The sequence below is a fragment of the Janthinobacterium sp. HH106 genome (assembly GCF_001758725.1).
In the GTDB taxonomy this organism is placed as follows: Bacteria; Pseudomonadota; Gammaproteobacteria; order Burkholderiales; family Burkholderiaceae_D; genus Janthinobacterium.
The window spans coordinates 1-16,510 of the sequence record NZ_LRIC01000005.1 but is presented as its reverse complement, the minus strand read 5'-3'; the positions used below and the strand labels follow the sequence as shown (position 1 = coordinate 16,510).

Genomic DNA, 16,510 nt, shown 5'->3' with positions numbered 1-16,510 from the left:
GGCGTATGCCACGGGGAGTGCCGCGATGATGAAGTCGGCCAACATGATGTTGTTTTCGCGCGTGCTTGCCGCCGTCTTTGGCGGCTATGCGCTCACGTCCGGCGTGGCCGTGCTGCTGGCGGCCGTGCTGCCGCTGTCGCGCGCCGAAGCCGTGCTGACGGCGACCCTGAGCGCCTTTGTCGTCTACACCTGCGCCGTGATCTGGGTCTTTGCCGTGCAGGACCTGCGCCGCGCCTGGCTGGGCATGCTGTTGCCAGCGATCCTGTGCGGCGGCATCGGCCTGCTGCTGTCGCGGGGTGCCGCATGAACGCCGTCAAGGCAGACAAAGTGGTGAAAACGCCGCAGCAGGGCGGCCTGCGCCAGGCCATGGCCTGGCTGCATACGTGGAGCGGCCTGTGGATTTCCTGGCTGCTGTTCGCCATCTTCCTGACCGGCACCCTGGCCGTCTTCGACGACCCGATCGGGCACTGGATGACGCCCGAACACGCGTTGGAAGAAGCGGCGCATGCGAACGATCCGCCGTTGCCGAAGGTCACGGACCGTGGCCACCGCCTGGAGCTGGCGCTCGACTTCATGGCCAAGGAACATCCGAAGGCGGACATGTGGGAAATCTGGCCCGTGCAGCGTCCCGGCCACGGCCTGTCCGCCTACTGGTTCCAGCCCAGCGGCGGCTATGGCTCGGCGGAGCTCGATCCGCTGACGGGCGCCGTCATCGAACATGCGCGCGAGGCAACGGAACGGGAAACCATCGGCGGCCACCATTTCGTCGATTTCCACTACGAGCTGCACGCGGGGCGCATCGGCGTCTGGATCGTCGGCATCACCACCATGATCATGCTGGTGGCGCTGGTGAGCGGCGTCATCACGCACAAGCGCATCTTCAAGGATTTCTTCACCTTCCGCCCGGCCAAGGGCCAGCGCTCGTGGCTCGACGCGCACAACGCCGTGGCCGTGCTGACCTTGCCGTTCCAGTTCATGATCGCCTACACGGGCCTGGCATTCTTCAGCGATGACTATGTGCCGGCCCCCGTGGCCGCGCAATACGGCATGGACAATCCCAAGAAAGCCTTTTTGAGCGACTGGAACGACGCGGGCAAACCCGTGAAGACGGGCCAGCCGCTGGCCATTCCCGCGCTGGAAGCGTTCGCGCTGCGCGCCGAACAGTCCATCGGCCAGGAAATCCGCGCCGTGGTGCTGGACAATCCGAACGACGCCTCCATGCGCGTGTGCATGTACGGCTGGAATGAAGAGACGGACACGATGGAACGCATCAGCGCCAACACGGGCAGGGCTTGCTATGCGCTGGCCACGGGCGAGCAGACCGCCTTGCGTCTGCCCGGCGCGTCCGACACGGGCGGCGCGGGCCTGACGCGCTCCGTCATGTCGAATCTGCACATGGTGGGTTTTGGCGGCACGCCCATGCGCTGGCTGTACTTTTTCTGCGGCCTGGCCGGCACGGCCATGATGGGCACGGGCGCGATCATGTTCATGGTCAAGCGCCGCCAGAAGTCGGGCGGTGAGTTCGGCGCTTACACGCAGCGCGTCTACCGCGTCATCGAATGCCTGAACGTGGCGGCGATTGCCGGCCTGTCCATCGCCTGCGTGGGCTTCCTGTGGGCGAACCGTTTGATCCCCGTCGGCCTCGAGCACCGCGCCGGCTGGGAAGTGCGCGCCTTCTTCGGCGTGTGGTTTTTGATGCTCGTGCACGCCTGCCTGCGCGCGGAAAAGCGCGCGTGGATCGAGCAACTGGGCTTGCTGGCCGCCCTGTGCCTGCTGCTGCCTGTGCTCAATGTCTTGAGCACGGGCGACAGCCTGGCGGCGCAGATCGCGCGCGGCGACTGGGAAAGCGCCGGCGTGGAGCTGGGCAGCATGGCCTTCGGCCTGCTGGCCGCCTGGGGCGCGTGGAAAGTCCACCAGCGCAAGGAAAAACCGCTCAAAAAGACGGCAAGCAAGGAAACACCATCGGTCAGCCTGCACGTCACTACGGAAGGACAGTCATGATTAACACCATCCTGTGCGCGCTGGGCCTGTCGTATGCGGGCATGGCCAGCCTCTCCCTGGCGATGGACCGCCACCATGGCCAGGTCTGGGGCAGGGACGCGGCGCCGAACGTGCGGCGCGCGCTGCAGCTGGCGGGCGCCGTCCTGCTGGCGCTGGCCATCTGGCCTTGCGTGGCCGGCTGGAGCGCCACCGTCGGCGTCGTCGCCTGGCTGGGGTTCATTTCGGCCGGCGCGCTGCTGGTGGCCCTGCTGCTGCCGTATGCCCCCCGCTTGCTGTTGCGTAGTTCCCTGCTGGCAGCCGTCGCCGCGCTGGCAGGTCTTGTGACGTTCCTGCGGTGATGTCCACCGCTATTTTCAAGGATAGACCGATGTATTTTTCACGTTTGGCGACACCGTTTTACTGTAACTGCAAGCGCAAGGCGGCTGCCTGATGGCGGCCCGCCTGTCTTCGCGCCGCGCCCGCATCCTCGGCGGCGTGGTCTTGCTGGCGCTGTTTGGCGCCGGCGCACTGTGGGCCACGCGCGGCCCGGCCACCGTGTTCGACACGGCACCCGTCAAGCGCGGCAATATCGAGGCCAGCGTCACGGCCATCGGCACCCTGCAGCCGCAAACCTATGTCGACGTGGGTGCGCAGGTGTCGGGCCAGATCACGCGCCTGCACGTGCAGCCGGGCAGCGCCGTGGAAAAAGGCCAGTTGCTGGCAGAGATCGACCCCAGCGTGCAGCAAGCCACGGTCGACGCGGGCCGTGCCGCGCTGGCGGGCTTGCGCGCGCAGCTGGCCGACCAGCAGGCGCAGCATCGCCTGGCGGGCCAGCAGCACGTGCGCCAGAAGCAGATGGCCAAGTTCGATTCGACGCCGCTGGCCGACCTGGAGACGGCCGAAGCCACCCTGGCCTCGGCCGGCGCCAAGATCGATCACCTGAAGGCGCAGATAGATCAGACCCAGGCCAGCCTGAAGGCGGACGAGGCGCGCCTCGGCTATACGCGCATCTACGCGCCGATGGCCGGCAAGGTGGTGGGCCTGGACGCGAAAGAGGGGCAAACCCTGAACGCCACCTACCAGACGCCGAACATCCTGCGCATCGCCGATTTGTCTGCCATGACGGTATGGACGGAAGTGTCGGAAGCGGACGTGCGCCGCGTGCGCCCGGACATGCCCGTGTACTTCACCACCCTGGGCGGCGACCAGCGGCGCTGGAGCGGCAAGGTGCGGCAAGTGCTGCCGGCGCCGCCGGTGCCCGGTGGTTCCGCCGCCGGCACGGCCCTGGCGCCGTCAACCAGCAAGGTGATCTTGTATACCGTGCTGTTCGACGTCGATAACGCCGATGGCGAATTGATGCCGCAGATGACGGCGCAAGTGGTGTTCGTCACGGCAGCGGCGAACAATGTGCTGGCCGTGCCCTTGCCGGCCCTGAAACCATCGACGGAAGAAGGCGCCAAGCCGGGGCAGTTCACGGCCCGCGTGATGGATGCGGACGGCAAGGTCGATACGCGCGCCGTCACCGTGGGCGTGCGCAACCGCCTCAGCGCGGAAGTGCTGCAAGGCTTGCGCGAAGGCGAATTGCTGGTCACGGGCGAGCAGCCGGCCGGCAGCGGCAGCAGCAGGTTCCAGCTGTGAGCGCGATGAACGAGGCCGCGTCTCTGGGACAAAGCGGAGAAGGCGGCCAGGCGGCGCCCCTGATCGAGCTTGCCGGCATCCGCAAGCGCTACGGCGGCCACGATGGCGCGCCGGCCGTGGAAGTGTTGCGCGGCTTGACCCTGGCTATCGGCGCCGGCGAATTCGTCGCCATCGTCGGTGCGTCCGGTTCCGGCAAATCGACCCTGATGCACTTGCTTGGGTGCCTGGACAGGCCCAGCGACGGCACTTACCGTTTCGCCGGCCAGGACGTGGCCAGCCTGAATCCCGATGAACTGGCGTGGCTGCGGCGCGAAGCGTTCGGCTTCGTCTTCCAGGGTTATCACCTGATCGCCACGGAATCGGCGCGCGAAAACGTGGAAGTGCCGGCCCTGTACGCGGGCATGCCGGCCGCGGCCCGCCACGCCCGCTCGGAAGCGCTGCTCAAGCGCCTGGGCCTGGGCGAGCGGCTCGACCACCGGCCGAATCAATTGTCGGGCGGGCAGCAGCAGCGCGTGTCGATCGCACGTGCCCTGATGAATGGCGGGCGCATCATCCTCGCCGATGAACCGACGGGGGCGTTAGATAGCAGCAGCGGTGCCGAAGTCATGGCCCTCTTGGGCGAACTGGCCGACGCGGGCCATACCATCATCCTCATCACGCATGACCGCAAGGTGGCGGCCCAGGCGCGCCGCGTGATCGAGATCAGCGACGGCGAAATCATCGCAGACTCGGGCGCCATCGCCATTCCCGCCACGTCGACGGCCCTGCCGCCGCTGGACATGTCGCGCGCCTCCCATGACACGGGCGCGTCGCTGGGCACGGAATTGCTCGACGCGGCGCGCGCCGCCTGGCGCGTGCTGTGGATCAACCGTTTCCGCACGGGCTTGACCTTGCTGGGCATCGTCATCGGCGTCGCTTCCGTGATCGTCATGCTGGCCATCGGCCTCGGCACGCGCCAGCAAGTGATGGCGCAACTGGGCGCCTTCGGCTCGAACCTGCTGTACATGGCGTCGCGCGGCGAAAGCTCGCGCATCCCCGGGCGCAGCATCACCCTGGCCGACCTCGATGCGCTCAAGGACGTGCCTGGCATTTCCCACGTGCTGCCGAATGTCACGGGCAACAAGGTGATACGCCACGGTAACCTCGACGTGCAGACCTATGTGCGCGGCACGGGGCCGGCCCTGCCGCAGATCCAGACCTGGCCCGTGGCCAAGGGCGGTTTCTTTACCGAGGAAGACGAGCGCGAGATGGCCACCGTGGCCGTGCTGGGCGCGCACCTGGCCGAAAAGCTGATGCCCGACGTGGCCAACCCCGTGGGGCAGAGCATCCTGATCGGCAATGTGCCGTTCCAGGTGATCGGCGTGATGAGCGCGAAAGGCGCGCTGACGGGCGAGAAGGATGAAGACGACGTGCTGCTGCTGCCGTTTTCCACGGCCGGCATCCGCGTCTTCGGCCAGCGCGAGCCGACGTACACGGTGATGGCGGTGGACGACGTCAAGCGCGTGACGGAGGTCGAGGCGGCGGTCGACGCCACCATGTTCGAGCGCCACCGCATCCGCGACTACGGCATCAGCAACGCGGCCGCGTCGATCGCCGCCGAAGCCAAGACGCAGGACAACATGACCATGATGCTCAGCTTGATCGCCGCCGTCTCGCTGGTGGTGGGCGGCATTGGCGTCATGAACGTGATGCTGATGACGGTGCGCGAGCGCACGCGGGAAATCGGCATCCGCATGGCGACGGGCGCGCGCCGGCGCGACATCCTGCGCCAGTTCCTCACCGAAGCCGTGCTGGTGTCGGTGGTGGGCGGCGTGGCCGGCATCGTGGTCGGCGTGACGGTGGCCGGCCTGCTGCTGGTCTGGGACGTGCCCGTAATCTTTTCGCTCAGCGCCATCGCCGGCGCATTTGCCTGCGCCGTAGTGACGGGGCTGGTGTTCGGCTTCATGCCGGCGCGCAAGGCGTCGGGACTCGATCCGGTGGTGGCGCTGGCGGGACAGTAACGCTTCATGCAGCCGGGCTTGCTGCTCCCGGATTCGCCTGTCTTTGCGCTGCTGCAACAGCGCCAAGGCAGGCTTTCCATAAAAAAGATTGCTCCTGACTCAACACACGGTACTATCTCCCCATAATAAGAAGCCGTGTTTCGCATAGCTGTGCCCTTGCGGGCACATACCAACCACCACAGGAGAACCCGATGCAGAAAAAATCAACCCTGAAGACCGGTATTGCCGCCGCCCTCATGCTGGCGTTCGGCATGGGCGCGGTGCAGGCCCAGGCGCAGGAAGTCGTGCGCCTGGGGAATTTGAAATTCGCCCATTACGGCGCCGTGTCGTACATCAAGGAAATCGCGCCCAAGTGCGGCATCAAGGTCGAAGAGCATGTCTTCGCCAAGGGCCTCGACGTGATGCAGGCGATTATCGCGGGCGAGCTGGACGTGGGCGCGACGGCGTCCGAAGCGGCCATTTCCGGCCGCGCCGGCGGCGCGCCGATCTATGTGGTGGCCGGTTTTGCCAAGGGCGGCGCGCGCCTGGTGGCGGGCGCCGGGCAAAAGATCGCCAGCGTCAAGGAACTCAAGGGCAAGCGCGTGGGCGTGACGCGCGGCGGCATCCAGGAAGTGCTGCTGCTGGCCGAGCTGTCGCAGGCGGGCCTGACGTACTCGGAAACCAAGGGCAAGGATGTGCAGCTGGTGTTTCTCGCCTACGCCGACTTGAACCAGGCGCTGATGGGCAAGAATATCGACGCCATGATGCAGTCGGAGCCGCAATCGTCGCAGGCGATCAACAAGGGCTTTGGCACCGAAGTCATCAAACCGTACGACACGCCGATCGGCGAGCCCGTGCGGACCATGGTGATGACGGAAAAGTTCTACAAGGAACGCCGTCCCGTGGCGGAAAAATTCATGCGCTGCTTCGTCGAAGCGACGAAAACCTTTATCGACAACAAGGCGACGGCGGAAAAGTATGTGCGTGAAGTCGTGTTCCGCGGTCAGATCACGAAGGATGACTTCGACGACGCGATCAGCAATTCGCCGTATTCGTACGACATCTCGCCCGAGCATATCCAGGTCACCACGGACGTGATGGTGAAAACGGGCGTGGGCCGCATGACGAAACCGCCCGTGGCCAAGGACTGGGTCAAGACGGACTTGCTGGAGCAGGCGAAAAAGAGCCTGAACGTGAAGTAAATCAGGCAACCATGTAATGTAAAAAACCTCCGTGCCAGCGATGGCGCGGAGGTTCTTTTTGTGGAGGCGTGGCCTTAGCGGGCGTTAAAACCCATCCAGCCTTTTTCCGTCTGCCGGAAGCTCAAGGTGTAGATGCGCGTCAGTTCATCGCCCTTCTTGAGCTGGCGGCTGATGATGGCGCCGTAATTGTCTTGCACGAGCTGGTCCGACCATTGCAGCAGGTTCTCGAAACGCTCGGCCGTCATCGCCGCCTGGCGCGCCAGCAGCGGTGCGGGAATCGCCTTCTTTTCCTGCTGCCGCGTCCAGAATTCGCGGAACACCTTGTTTTCGCCGCCCATGCCGCGCGCCATCAGGCCCAAACCCATGGTCATGCCCACGGAGCCGTCCGTCTTGGCCTGCGCTTCGAGCTTGTCGGCCACGTCGGCCAGCAATTCCAGGTAGCCCACCTTGGCGCGCAGCACGGCCGAGCCCTTGATTTCATATTGCTCGTTCTCTTTCCAGCCATTGAGCTTTTCCAGCTTCGCGATGTCGAAGTACTCCTTGTACAGGTCATAGCTTTGGATCGAGGTACGGAAATACTCTTCGTAGGTGGACTGGGACGGCGCATCTTTCATGCAACCGCTTAATACAGTGCAGGCGGCCAGCAGCAGGCAGGTCCAGGAAATTTTTTTGAAAGAAAACATGGCGGTGGGGGGGCGAGTGGCGAAAAGTGAAAGATTGTTGCTCTATGGACATAATTATAGGGCTGGCTCATCCAGATGGCAACGTGGCCGTGACGCGGTGGCAGTGCGCCGCAGGAAAGATTGCCGAAATCTTGAGGGTGCGCCACCCCGCCGCGCCCGAGGCACGATATCATGGCAGGCTTGCGGTATCGGCTGGCGGCGAATTGCCTGCAGCCCATACTGTCGCTTGAATCGCGCTTGCCGGCTATGGTGTAAACTTAAACTATGCAGATCTATTTCTTTTTCATCGCCGCCCTGTTGTATGCGGCGTGCGCGGTGCTTCCCTCGTCCCGTGCCCGGCTCATTGCCGGCCTGACCGGCGTCGCGTGGCTGGCGCACGCCGCCACCCTGTGGTTCGACCTGATGGCGCCGGGCACCTTGCGCTTCGGTTTTTCCGCCATGCTGTCGGCCGCGCTATGGGTTTCGGTGGGCGCCTACTGGATAGAGAACCGCAATTTCAGCCTGGACGGCCTGCGCCGCATGGTCATGCCCAGCGCCGTCATCGCCATCGGCCTGGCCTGGGCCTTTCCCGGCAGCCAGGTCAGCATGGAAGGCAAGTCGGCCGTCTTCGGCTGGCATATCGCCGTGGCCGTGCTCGCCTACAGCACCTTGACGATCGCCGCCTTTCACGCCGTGCTGATGGCGCTGCAGGAATCGCGGCTGCATACGCGCAGCGAAAGCCGCGGCTTCATCGGCACGGCGCTGGACCAGCTGCCCGCCCTGCTGACGATGGAAAAGCTGCTGTTCCGCATGATTGGCCTCGGTTTTATTTTGCTCAGCTTGACCGTGCTGTCGGGCATCGTGTTCTCCGAGCAATTATTTGGCAAGGCGCTCAACTGGGATCACAAATCCGTGTTTACCATGCTGTCGTGGTTATTGTTTGCCGCCCTGCTGGCGGGGCGCCGCTTTCGCGGCTGGCGCGGCAAGACGGCGCTGAGCTTTACCCTGGCCGGTTTCGCCACCTTGTTGCTGGCCTATGTCGGCAGCCGTTTTGTACTGGAAGTGGTTTTACACCGAGGATTCGCATGACACGTGTTTTATTCTGGCTGGCGCTGGTGTTCCTGGTGCTGTTTGCTATCCGCAGCAAGATCCGGGGCATGCAGCAGCGCGCCCGCGCGCAGCAGCCGCCGAATCCGTTTGCGCCGCCGGGCCGGCCGCAGGAATTGCCCGATGCCGAGCTGATGCTGTGCTGCGCCCATTGCGGCGTCTACTATCCGGCCTCGGAAAACGTGCAGGCCAAGGGTCACGATTACTGCAGCCACGCGCACGCCACCGTGTAAGGGCAAGCGCGCAGCTTCGCGCGCGTTGCTCATCCGTATCGTAACGACCTCCGGCATTCGTCCGGCGTAGCATCTGCAGCAGGCGGTTCGCCACCGCCATTGCAGAAAGGCGCGCTCCCATGTCCAGTCCCCGCACCAGCCAGCAGACCGTGACCACCACCGGCATGCCGCCGGCGCCGCAACTGAGCGGTAATTCCTTGCCCATGCAGGCGCTGCGCGCGCAGATAAGCCGCATCGCCCGCTGCGGCGCGCCGGTGGCCATCCGCGGCGAATCGGGCACGGGCAAGGAACTGGCGGCGCGCGCCATCCATGCGCAGGGCGCGCGCGCCGGCTTCCCGTTTATCGCCGTCAACTGCGGCGCCATACCCGAAGCGCTGATGGAAGCGGAATTCTTTGGCTGCCGCCCGGGCGCCTACACGGGCGCGCTGCACGAGCGCCAGGGCTTGTTCCAGGCGGCCCATGGCGGCAGCCTGCTGCTCGACGAAGTTGACGACCTGCCGCTGGCCATGCAGGTGAAACTGTTGCGCGTGCTGCAGGAGCGCCGCGTGCGCAAGCTGGGCGGCAGTGCCGACGAAGCCGTCGATGTGCGCATCCTGTGCGCCAGCCAGCATGGCCTGGCGCGCGGCGTGGCCGCCGGCACCTTTCGCCAGGATCTGTTTTACCGCCTCAATGTGATCGAACTGGCGCTGCCGCCGCTGCGCGAACGGCGCGGCGATCTGCAGGTATTATGTGAGGTGATCCTGGCGCGCCTGTCGCCACGCCGGGCCGTGAGCCTGGCGCCGCCCGTGCTGGCGGCCCTGGCCGCGTATGCGTTTCCCGGTAATGTGCGCGAACTGGAAAACGTGCTGGAGCGGGCGCTGGCCTTTGCCGACGGCGGCGTGATCGCGCTCGACGGGCTGGCCTTGCCATCCGCGCCGGGCAGCATGCCGTTGCGGGCGGCGCCGGCATTGCCGGACTTGCCGGAACGGCAACTGTGCCTGCCCGGCATGGCGGCATATGGCGTGGGCCCGGTCCTGCCGCTGGACGTGTATTTGCGTCAAGCCGAGCGCGACATGATCATGCAGGCGCTGGTCCAGGCGCGTTATCACCGCGCGCGGGCGGCGCGTCAGCTGGGCCTGAGCGTGCGCCAGTTGCGTTACCGCATGCAGAAATTGACGATACAGGAAGCATTACTTGATGAGCGGATGGACGATAGATGAAGACGGTTGGTGCGACGGCGCGCTGCGCTATGACTCGCCGTACTGTGATGCGCGTCCGGACGGTGCGCAAGTCGACTTGCTGGTGATTCATAACATCAGCTTGCCGGGTGGCCGCTTTGGCGGGCCGCATGTGTCGGACTTGTTTACGGGCCGGGTAGATTATAATGCCGATCCTTCCTTCGCCGACCTGCGTGGCTTGCAGGTGTCGGCGCACTTTTTTGTGCGGCGCGATGGTGCGTTGTTGCAATATGTTTCTACTGATCAACGTGCCTGGCATGCGGGCGCGTCCGTGTTCGAAGGACGCCCGCAGTGCAATGGCTATTCCATCGGTATCGAAATGGAGGGCGCGGACGATGTGCCTTTCCGGCGGCGGCAATACCATGTGCTGGCGGCGCTGACGGCGGCGCTGGTGGCGCGCCACGGGCTGTCCCATGTGCGCGGCCACGAGCATATCGCACCGGGAAGGAAGACGGATCCGGGGCCGTTTTTTGACTGGCATTTTTATCAAGAGTGCTGGCTGGAAACCCTGCGCGGGCAGCCTGCGTTAGCGCTTACTTCGCGGGGATTGGGCTTTCCATCCATGCCCTGAAAAGTCAACCGAAATCGTATATGAAAATACAAAAAATTACGCCGGCGGATGCTGGAAAACTATTGCATCGCCCTTCGATGGGCACTACAATTAGTGCAGAAGTTGGATATAAAGACTATATCTAGTGCCATCACAGACGTTTTCAGAATTATTATCAAAGCTACCCAGATTGCTGATAAAGCACTGGAACTGGCGGTTTATCACCCTTGATCATGTTTTGCGCCAGCCGGGCAGTACGGTGTGGCGCTATGGATACTGACCTGTTTTATGCATTATAAATTTACTATTTAGCAACAAATACCTGAAGAAACCCTGACCATCGGGCGTTCTATTCAACAACACACGCGGCAGCAAAACTGCAGGCTGACTTTAGCTGACAACGGGAGCTTCAATGCAATCACCACAAGATATTTCCATCCATCCAACGCCAGTATCGCCAGCGCCAGGCGCGGCCAACAGCGTGGCGAGCACGGGCGCGGCATTGGGCGACTATCGCATCATCCGCCGCAACGGCGCGGTGGTGGCATTTGAGCCTTCGAAGATCGCCATCGCCATGACCAAGGCGTTTTTGGCCGTTAACGGCGGCCAGGGCGCCGCCTCGGCACGCATCCGCGAACTGGTGGAGCAACTGACGGACGGCGTCGTCGCCGCGCTGGTGCGTCGCCATCCGGGCGGCGGCACCTTCCATATCGAAGACGTGCAAGACCAGGTGGAACTGTCGCTGATGCGTTCGGGCGAGCACGATGTGGCGCGTGCCTACGTGCTGTACCGCGCCAAGCACATGGAAGAGCGCCGCCTGCAGAAGGAAGCGCAAGGCGCGTCCGCACAAGTTTCCGCACCACAATTAAATGTCACCGACAACGGCGTGCGCCGCCTGCTGGACATGCAGGAAGTGCGCGACCTGATCAACGCCGCCTGCGCCGGCCTGGAAAAGCACGTCGATGCCGACGCCATCCTGGCTGAAACGGTGAAGAACCTGTACGACGGCGTGCCCGTCGAAGAGCTGCACAAGTCGGCCATCCTGGCGGCGCGCGCGCTGATGGAAAAAGACCCGGCCTACAGCCAGGTCACGGCCCGCATCCTGCTGCACACGGTGCGCAAGGAAGTGTTCGGCAAGGAAGTGCCGCAAGCGGCCGCCGCCGCCGAATACCTGACGTATTTCCCGCAATATATCGCCAAGGGCATCGCCGCCGAGCTGCTGAATCCGGTGCTCGCCAGTTTCGACCTGGAGCGCCTGGCCAAAGCCATCGTCGCCGACCGCGACTTGCAATTCGGCTACATCGGCCTGCAAACCCTGTACGACCGCTACTTCCTGCACATCCAGGACGTGCGCATCGAAATGCCGCAGGCGTTCTACATGCGCGTGGCCATGGGCCTGGCGCTGAACGAGGCGGACCGCGAAGCGCGCGCCATCGAGTTCTACAGCCTGCTGTCCTCGTTCGACTTCATGAGCTCGACCCCGACCCTGTTCAATTCGGGCACCCTGCGCTCGCAGCTGTCGTCGTGCTACCTGAGCACCGTCTCCGATGACCTGGAAGGCATCTACGACGCCATCAAGGACAACGCGCTGCTGGCCAAGTTCGCCGGCGGCCTGGGTAACGACTGGACGCCGGTGCGCGCCCTGGGCGCCCACATCAAGGGCACCAACGGCAAGTCGCAAGGCGTGGTGCCGTTCCTGAAAGTGGTCAACGACACGGCCGTGGCAGTCAACCAGGGCGGCAAGCGCAAGGGCGCCGTCTGCGCCTACCTGGAAACCTGGCACATGGACATCGAGGAATTCCTCGACCTGCGCAAGAACACGGGCGATGACCGCCGCCGCACGCACGACATGAACACGGCGAACTGGATTCCCGACATGTTCATGAAGCGCGTCATGGAAAAAGGCGATTGGACCCTGTTCTCGCCGTCGGACACGCCTGACTTGCACGACAAGGTCGGCAAGGCTTTTGAACAGGCTTACCTGGGCTACGAAGCCAAGGCCGCCGCCGGCGAAATCCGCGTCTTCAAGAAGATCGCGGCGCTGGACCTGTGGCGCAAGATGCTGTCGATGCTGTTTGAAACGGGCCACCCATGGATCACGTTCAAGGATCCTTGCAACATCCGCAGCCCGCAGTCGCACGTCGGCGTCGTCCACAGCTCGAACCTGTGCACGGAAATCACGCTGAACACGGGCCCTGACGAAATCGCCGTCTGCAACCTCGGTTCCGTGAACATGCCGGCGCACATGAAGGAAGGTAAGCTCGATCACGTCAAGCTGGCCAAGACCATCCGCACCGCCATGCGCATGCTGGACAACGTCATCGACATCAATTACTACGCCGTCGACAAGGCGCGCAACTCGAACATGCGCCACCGTCCGGTCGGCATGGGCATCATGGGCTTCCAGGACTGCCTGCACATGATGCGCGTGCCGTTCGCCTCGGACGCCGCCGTGTCGTTTGCCGACACCTCGATGGAAGCCGTCTGCTACTACGCCTACCTGGCGTCGACGGAACTGGCCGAAGAGCGCGGCCGCTATGAATCGTACGCCGGTTCGCTGTGGGACCGCGGCATCCTGCCGCAAGACTCGGTCAAATTGCTGGCCGAAGAGCGCGGCGGTTACCTGGAAGTCGATTCCTCGTCGGCCATGGACTGGACGCCGGTGCGCGAGCGCATCGCCAAGTTCGGCATGCGCAACTCGAACTGCGTGGCGATCGCCCCGACGGCGACGATTTCGAACATCATCGGCGTCTCGGCCTGTATCGAGCCGACGTTCCAGAACCTGTACGTGAAATCGAACCTGTCGGGCGAATTCACCGAGATCAACGGTTACCTGGTGCGCGACCTGAAGGCGCGCGACCTGTGGGATGAAGTCATGATCTCCGACCTGAAATACTTCGACGGCTCGCTGGTGAAGATCGACCGCATCCCGCAAGACCTGCGCGATATCTACGCCACCGCCTTTGAAGTGTCGCCAAGCTGGCTGGTGGAAGCGGCTTCGCGTCGCCAGAAGTGGATCGACCAGGCCCAGTCGCTGAACATCTACATGGCTGGCGCTTCGGGCAAGAAACTCGACGAGACCTACAAGCTGGCATGGCTGCGTGGCCTGAAAACCACCTACTACCTGCGCACCATCGCCGCCACCCACATGGAGAAATCGACTTCCAAGACGGGCGCGCTGAACGCCGTGGCAGTCGACGGCGGCATGTCGGCCAGCGCACAGAGCGCCCAGGCAGCCGTTGTGGCGGCAGCAGCAGTGGCCGTGGCGCCGGTAGTGGCGGCGGCGGCGGATGACGCCGATGGCGAAGCCTGCTATCTGCGTCCCGGTGATGACGGTTTCGAAGAGTGCGAAGCCTGCCAGTAAGATTTTAGTTGTCAGCCCAGAACTTCTGGGCTGATTCAATGTTGTCAATGTCCGTATTGTCCGATTCAACGGGCCTGTTGCGGATCGCCGGCTCGCCGGCATGGAAAGGAAGAAGAATATGTCGTTGTCTTGGGATGATGAAACCACGTCGGCAGCTGTGCCGCGTCCGGCGCAGCAAGCGCCGTTGGGAAATACCGAATTGAACCTGCCGGCCGGCGCCGAGCCGTCCGAAGCGAACGCCGAGCAAGTGGCGCGCCGCGTGAATGCCGACGACAAGCGCATCATCAACGGTAAGACGGACGTCAACCAGCTGGTGCCGTTCAAGTACAAGTGGGCGTGGGACAAATACCTGGCCGGCTGCGCCAACCACTGGATGCCGCAGGAAGTGAACATGCAGCGCGATATCGAGCTGTGGAAAAACCCGAACGGCCTGACGGACGACGAGCGCCGCCTGGTCAAGCGCAACCTGGGCTTCTTTGTTACCGCCGACTCGCTGGCCGCCAACAACATCGTGCTGGGCACCTACCGCCACATCACGGCGCCCGAGTGCCGCCAGTACCTGCTGCGCCAGGCGTTCGAGGAAGCGATCCACACGCACGCCTACCAGTACATCGTCGAATCGCTGGGTCTGGACGAAGGCGAGATATTCAACGCCTACAACGAAGTCAAGTCGATCCGCGACAAGGATGAATTCCTGATCCCGTTCATCAACACCCTGACCGACCCGGCCTTCGTCACCGGCACGGTGGAAAACGACCAGAAGCTGCTGAAATCCCTGATCGTGTTTGCCTGCCTGATGGAAGGCCTGTTCTTCTATGTCGGCTTCACGCAGATCCTGGCGCTGGGCCGCCAGAACAAGATGATGGGCGCGGCCGAGCAGTACCAGTACATCCTGCGCGACGAATCGATGCACTGCAACTTCGGCATCGACTTGATCAACACGATCAAGATGGAAAACCCGCAGCTGTGGACGGCCGCCTTCCGCGAAGAGATCAAGGACCTGTTCATGAAGGCCGTGGAACTGGAATACGCGTACGCGGAAGACACCATGCCGCGCGGCGTGCTGGGTCTGAACGCGCCGATGTTCAAGGGCTATTTGCGCTTCATCGCCAACCGCCGCGCGCAGCAGATCGGCATCGAGCCGCTGTTCGCCCAGGAAGAAAATCCATTCCCGTGGATGAGCGAGATGATCGACATGAAGAAGGAACGCAACTTCTTCGAGACCCGCGTGACCGAGTATCAAACGGGTGGTGCGCTGAACTGGGAGTAATCCTTTTTCAGGCTACGCCAACAAGCGCCGTCATCGTGACGGCGCTTTTTTTTTGCGTGCGTGGCGGCGCAAAAATGCGCGCATCATCGGTGCATGCGACGAGGCCTGCGCCAGGATTTCCGGATGCCGCGCATGGCCGCATCGCACACCCGAAAAAGCATTTCCGGAGACGCTGGCGGCGGCATTTGCCGCGCGATTGTGCGATAGCACGCGTATCGTGCAAAAAAGCGGGCGAAAACGTGTCGTGCCGGTTGCGCATTGACAAGGTTTTCGTGTACTTTATGAGATTGCAAATGCGAGCGTTAGAATGCGGGGTTTTTTAACCAGCGCGGTAGCGAAAAAACCTCGCAAAACAGGGATACAGATTTACACGGATATGCACAAAACCACACCGTTTTCGTCTGCCGCCGTGCCCGAATTTTTTCAGGCATGGCGGTTTTTTATTTGACGCATCGGTGTTGTGGCGAGCGCGATGCGAGGAGCGAAAAACGCACGGCATCGAAAACGAATGACCGAATTCAGACTTTGCCACCAGCTGCGAGATAAAGCAGGGTGGCACCGACGATGGCTGAAGTGCTGCAAACGTGAGGAGTTGCAGCAGTTCAGCTGGTGCCGAATTCATTAGCGCAAACGACCGTTTGTGCCGATGAATAATTCGCCTGGCCTATCCCTGTGGTGGGTCGGACGGGTTTAAATCTTGTAGCTTAAATTTCTCATCTCAGATGAAGGAGAGACAAATGGCAACAGCCGCTAAGAAATCAGAAGTAAAGAAACCAGCCGCCAAGGCTGCTCCTGCCGCGAAGAAGCCGGCAGCCGCAGCGAAGACGGTTGCCGCTAAACCAGCTGCCAAAGCCGCAGCGAAACCAGCAGCAAAACCGGCCGCCAAAGCCGCAGCCAAGCCTGCAGCAAAAGTGGCTGCCAAGCCAGTAGCGAAAGCCGCAGCCAAACCAGCGGCCAAGCCAGCAGCAAAAGCCGCAGCAAAACCTGCAGCCAAGGCAGCAGCCAAGCCTGTAGCGAAAAAAGCCGCAGCCAAACCAGCGGCCAAGCCAGCAGCAAAAGCCGCGGCAAAACCAGCCGCCAAAGCAGCGGCCAAGCCAGCAGTGAAAAAAGCCGCAGCGAAACCTGTAGCCAAGGCAGCATCCAAGCCGGCCGCCAAGGCAGCAGTCAAGCCAGCAGCGAAAAAAGCCGCAGCAAAACCTGCAGCCAAGCCGGCCGCCAAAGCCGCAGCGAAGCCAGCAGCAAAAGCTGTCGCCAAGCCAGCAGTGAAAAAAGCCGCAGCGAAACCTGCAGCCAAGGCAGCAGCGAAGC

At 63.1% G+C, this 16,510-nt stretch carries 14 protein-coding genes; 13 read left to right on the top strand and 1 reads right to left on the bottom strand.

The window, feature by feature from the left end; genetic code table 11:
* The first annotated feature begins 25 nt into the window (after window positions 1-25).
* From JAB8_RS03975 to JAB8_RS03950, 6 genes are all read left to right on the top strand, one after another.
* Window positions 26-307 (top strand): hypothetical protein, encoded by a 282-nt coding sequence (locus JAB8_RS03975; protein ID WP_083287002.1) that lies wholly within the window; start codon window positions 26-28, stop codon window positions 305-307.
* Window positions 304-2,001, top strand: a complete 1,698-nt coding sequence (locus tag JAB8_RS03970) for a PepSY-associated TM helix domain-containing protein (protein WP_070288607.1) — start codon at window positions 304-306, stop codon at window positions 1,999-2,001. Before JAB8_RS03975 ends, JAB8_RS03970 begins: the two co-directional genes overlap by 4 nt.
* A complete protein-coding gene (locus JAB8_RS03965; protein WP_070218591.1) occupies window positions 1,998-2,339 on the top strand; it encodes a DUF3325 domain-containing protein in 342 nt (113 codons plus the stop codon). Before JAB8_RS03970 ends, JAB8_RS03965 begins: the two co-directional genes overlap by 4 nt.
* A gap of 91 nt (window positions 2,340-2,430) precedes the next feature.
* Window positions 2,431-3,618, top strand: coding sequence for an efflux RND transporter periplasmic adaptor subunit (locus JAB8_RS03960; RefSeq protein ID WP_070288606.1), 1,188 nt, complete (start codon window positions 2,431-2,433; stop codon window positions 3,616-3,618).
* A 5-nt stretch (window positions 3,619-3,623) separates the two neighbouring features.
* The gene (locus JAB8_RS03955; protein WP_070288605.1) at window positions 3,624-5,618 is read left to right on the top strand and encodes a MacB family efflux pump subunit; all 1,995 of its coding nucleotides are present in this window, start codon (window positions 3,624-3,626) and stop codon (window positions 5,616-5,618) included.
* A gap of 236 nt (window positions 5,619-5,854) precedes the next feature.
* Complete coding sequence (locus JAB8_RS03950) at window positions 5,855-6,799, top strand: ABC transporter substrate-binding protein (protein WP_099410811.1); 945 nt, start codon at window positions 5,855-5,857, stop codon at window positions 6,797-6,799.
* A 74-nt stretch (window positions 6,800-6,873) separates the two neighbouring features.
* Here JAB8_RS03950 and JAB8_RS03945 read toward each other — a convergent pair whose 3' ends face one another.
* Window positions 6,874-7,413 (bottom strand): hypothetical protein, encoded by a 540-nt coding sequence (locus JAB8_RS03945; RefSeq protein ID WP_139142936.1) that lies wholly within the window; start codon window positions 7,411-7,413, stop codon window positions 6,874-6,876.
* Between the two features lie 333 nt (window positions 7,414-7,746).
* Between JAB8_RS03945 and ccsA the strand changes: the two genes are divergently transcribed.
* From ccsA to JAB8_RS28845, 7 genes are all read left to right on the top strand, one after another.
* Window positions 7,747-8,550, top strand: coding sequence for a cytochrome c biogenesis protein CcsA (ccsA, locus tag JAB8_RS03940; protein ID WP_070288603.1), 804 nt, complete (start codon window positions 7,747-7,749; stop codon window positions 8,548-8,550).
* The gene (locus JAB8_RS03935) at window positions 8,547-8,801 is read left to right on the top strand and encodes a PP0621 family protein (protein WP_070218586.1); all 255 of its coding nucleotides are present in this window, start codon (window positions 8,547-8,549) and stop codon (window positions 8,799-8,801) included. Before ccsA ends, JAB8_RS03935 begins: the two co-directional genes overlap by 4 nt.
* Window positions 8,802-8,920: 119 nt before the next feature.
* Window positions 8,921-10,000, top strand: coding sequence for a sigma-54 dependent transcriptional regulator (locus tag JAB8_RS03930; RefSeq protein WP_070288602.1), 1,080 nt, complete (start codon window positions 8,921-8,923; stop codon window positions 9,998-10,000).
* Window positions 9,978-10,589 carry a 1,6-anhydro-N-acetylmuramyl-L-alanine amidase AmpD gene (gene ampD / locus JAB8_RS03925; protein WP_070288601.1) on the top strand — a complete coding sequence of 204 codons (612 nt, stop codon included), beginning with the start codon at window positions 9,978-9,980 and terminating at the stop codon, window positions 10,587-10,589. Before JAB8_RS03930 ends, ampD begins: the two co-directional genes overlap by 23 nt.
* A 391-nt stretch (window positions 10,590-10,980) precedes the next feature.
* Complete coding sequence (locus JAB8_RS03920; RefSeq protein ID WP_070218583.1) at window positions 10,981-13,932, top strand: ribonucleoside-diphosphate reductase subunit alpha; 2,952 nt, start codon at window positions 10,981-10,983, stop codon at window positions 13,930-13,932.
* A gap of 118 nt (window positions 13,933-14,050) precedes the next feature.
* Entirely contained in the window at window positions 14,051-15,202 is a 1,152-nt protein-coding gene (locus JAB8_RS03915; protein ID WP_034780261.1) for a ribonucleotide-diphosphate reductase subunit beta, read from the top strand.
* 737 nt (window positions 15,203-15,939) lie between these two features.
* Window positions 15,940-16,510, top strand: a 571-nt coding sequence (locus tag JAB8_RS28845) for a hypothetical protein (protein WP_175445157.1), incomplete at its 3' end; no start/stop codon positions are given.

Excerpts from the sequence above, each read along its gene's own strand:
- JAB8_RS03955 (WP_070288605.1), top strand. The coding sequence starts at position 3,624 with ATGAACGAGGCCGCGTCTCTGGGACAAAGCGGAGAAGGCGGCCAGGCG.
- JAB8_RS03960 (WP_070288606.1), top strand. The coding sequence starts at position 2,431 with ATGGCGGCCCGCCTGTCTTCGCGCCGCGCCCGCATCCTCGGCGGCGTG.
- JAB8_RS03920 (WP_070218583.1), top strand. The coding sequence starts at position 10,981 with ATGCAATCACCACAAGATATTTCCATCCATCCAACGCCAGTATCGCCA.
- JAB8_RS03975 (WP_083287002.1), top strand. The coding sequence starts at position 26 with ATGATGAAGTCGGCCAACATGATGTTGTTTTCGCGCGTGCTTGCCGCC.
- JAB8_RS03970 (WP_070288607.1), top strand. The coding sequence starts at position 304 with ATGAACGCCGTCAAGGCAGACAAAGTGGTGAAAACGCCGCAGCAGGGC.
- JAB8_RS03965 (WP_070218591.1), top strand. The coding sequence starts at position 1,998 with ATGATTAACACCATCCTGTGCGCGCTGGGCCTGTCGTATGCGGGCATG.
- JAB8_RS03945 (WP_139142936.1), bottom strand. The coding sequence starts at position 7,413 with ATGAAAGATGCGCCGTCCCAGTCCACCTACGAAGAGTATTTCCGTACC.
- JAB8_RS03915 (WP_034780261.1), top strand. The coding sequence starts at position 14,051 with ATGTCGTTGTCTTGGGATGATGAAACCACGTCGGCAGCTGTGCCGCGT.
- ampD (WP_070288601.1), top strand. The coding sequence starts at position 9,978 with ATGAGCGGATGGACGATAGATGAAGACGGTTGGTGCGACGGCGCGCTG.
- ccsA (WP_070288603.1), top strand. The coding sequence starts at position 7,747 with ATGCAGATCTATTTCTTTTTCATCGCCGCCCTGTTGTATGCGGCGTGC.
- JAB8_RS03935 (WP_070218586.1), top strand. The coding sequence starts at position 8,547 with ATGACACGTGTTTTATTCTGGCTGGCGCTGGTGTTCCTGGTGCTGTTT.
- JAB8_RS03950 (WP_099410811.1), top strand. The coding sequence starts at position 5,855 with ATGCTGGCGTTCGGCATGGGCGCGGTGCAGGCCCAGGCGCAGGAAGTC.
- JAB8_RS03930 (WP_070288602.1), top strand. The coding sequence starts at position 8,921 with ATGTCCAGTCCCCGCACCAGCCAGCAGACCGTGACCACCACCGGCATG.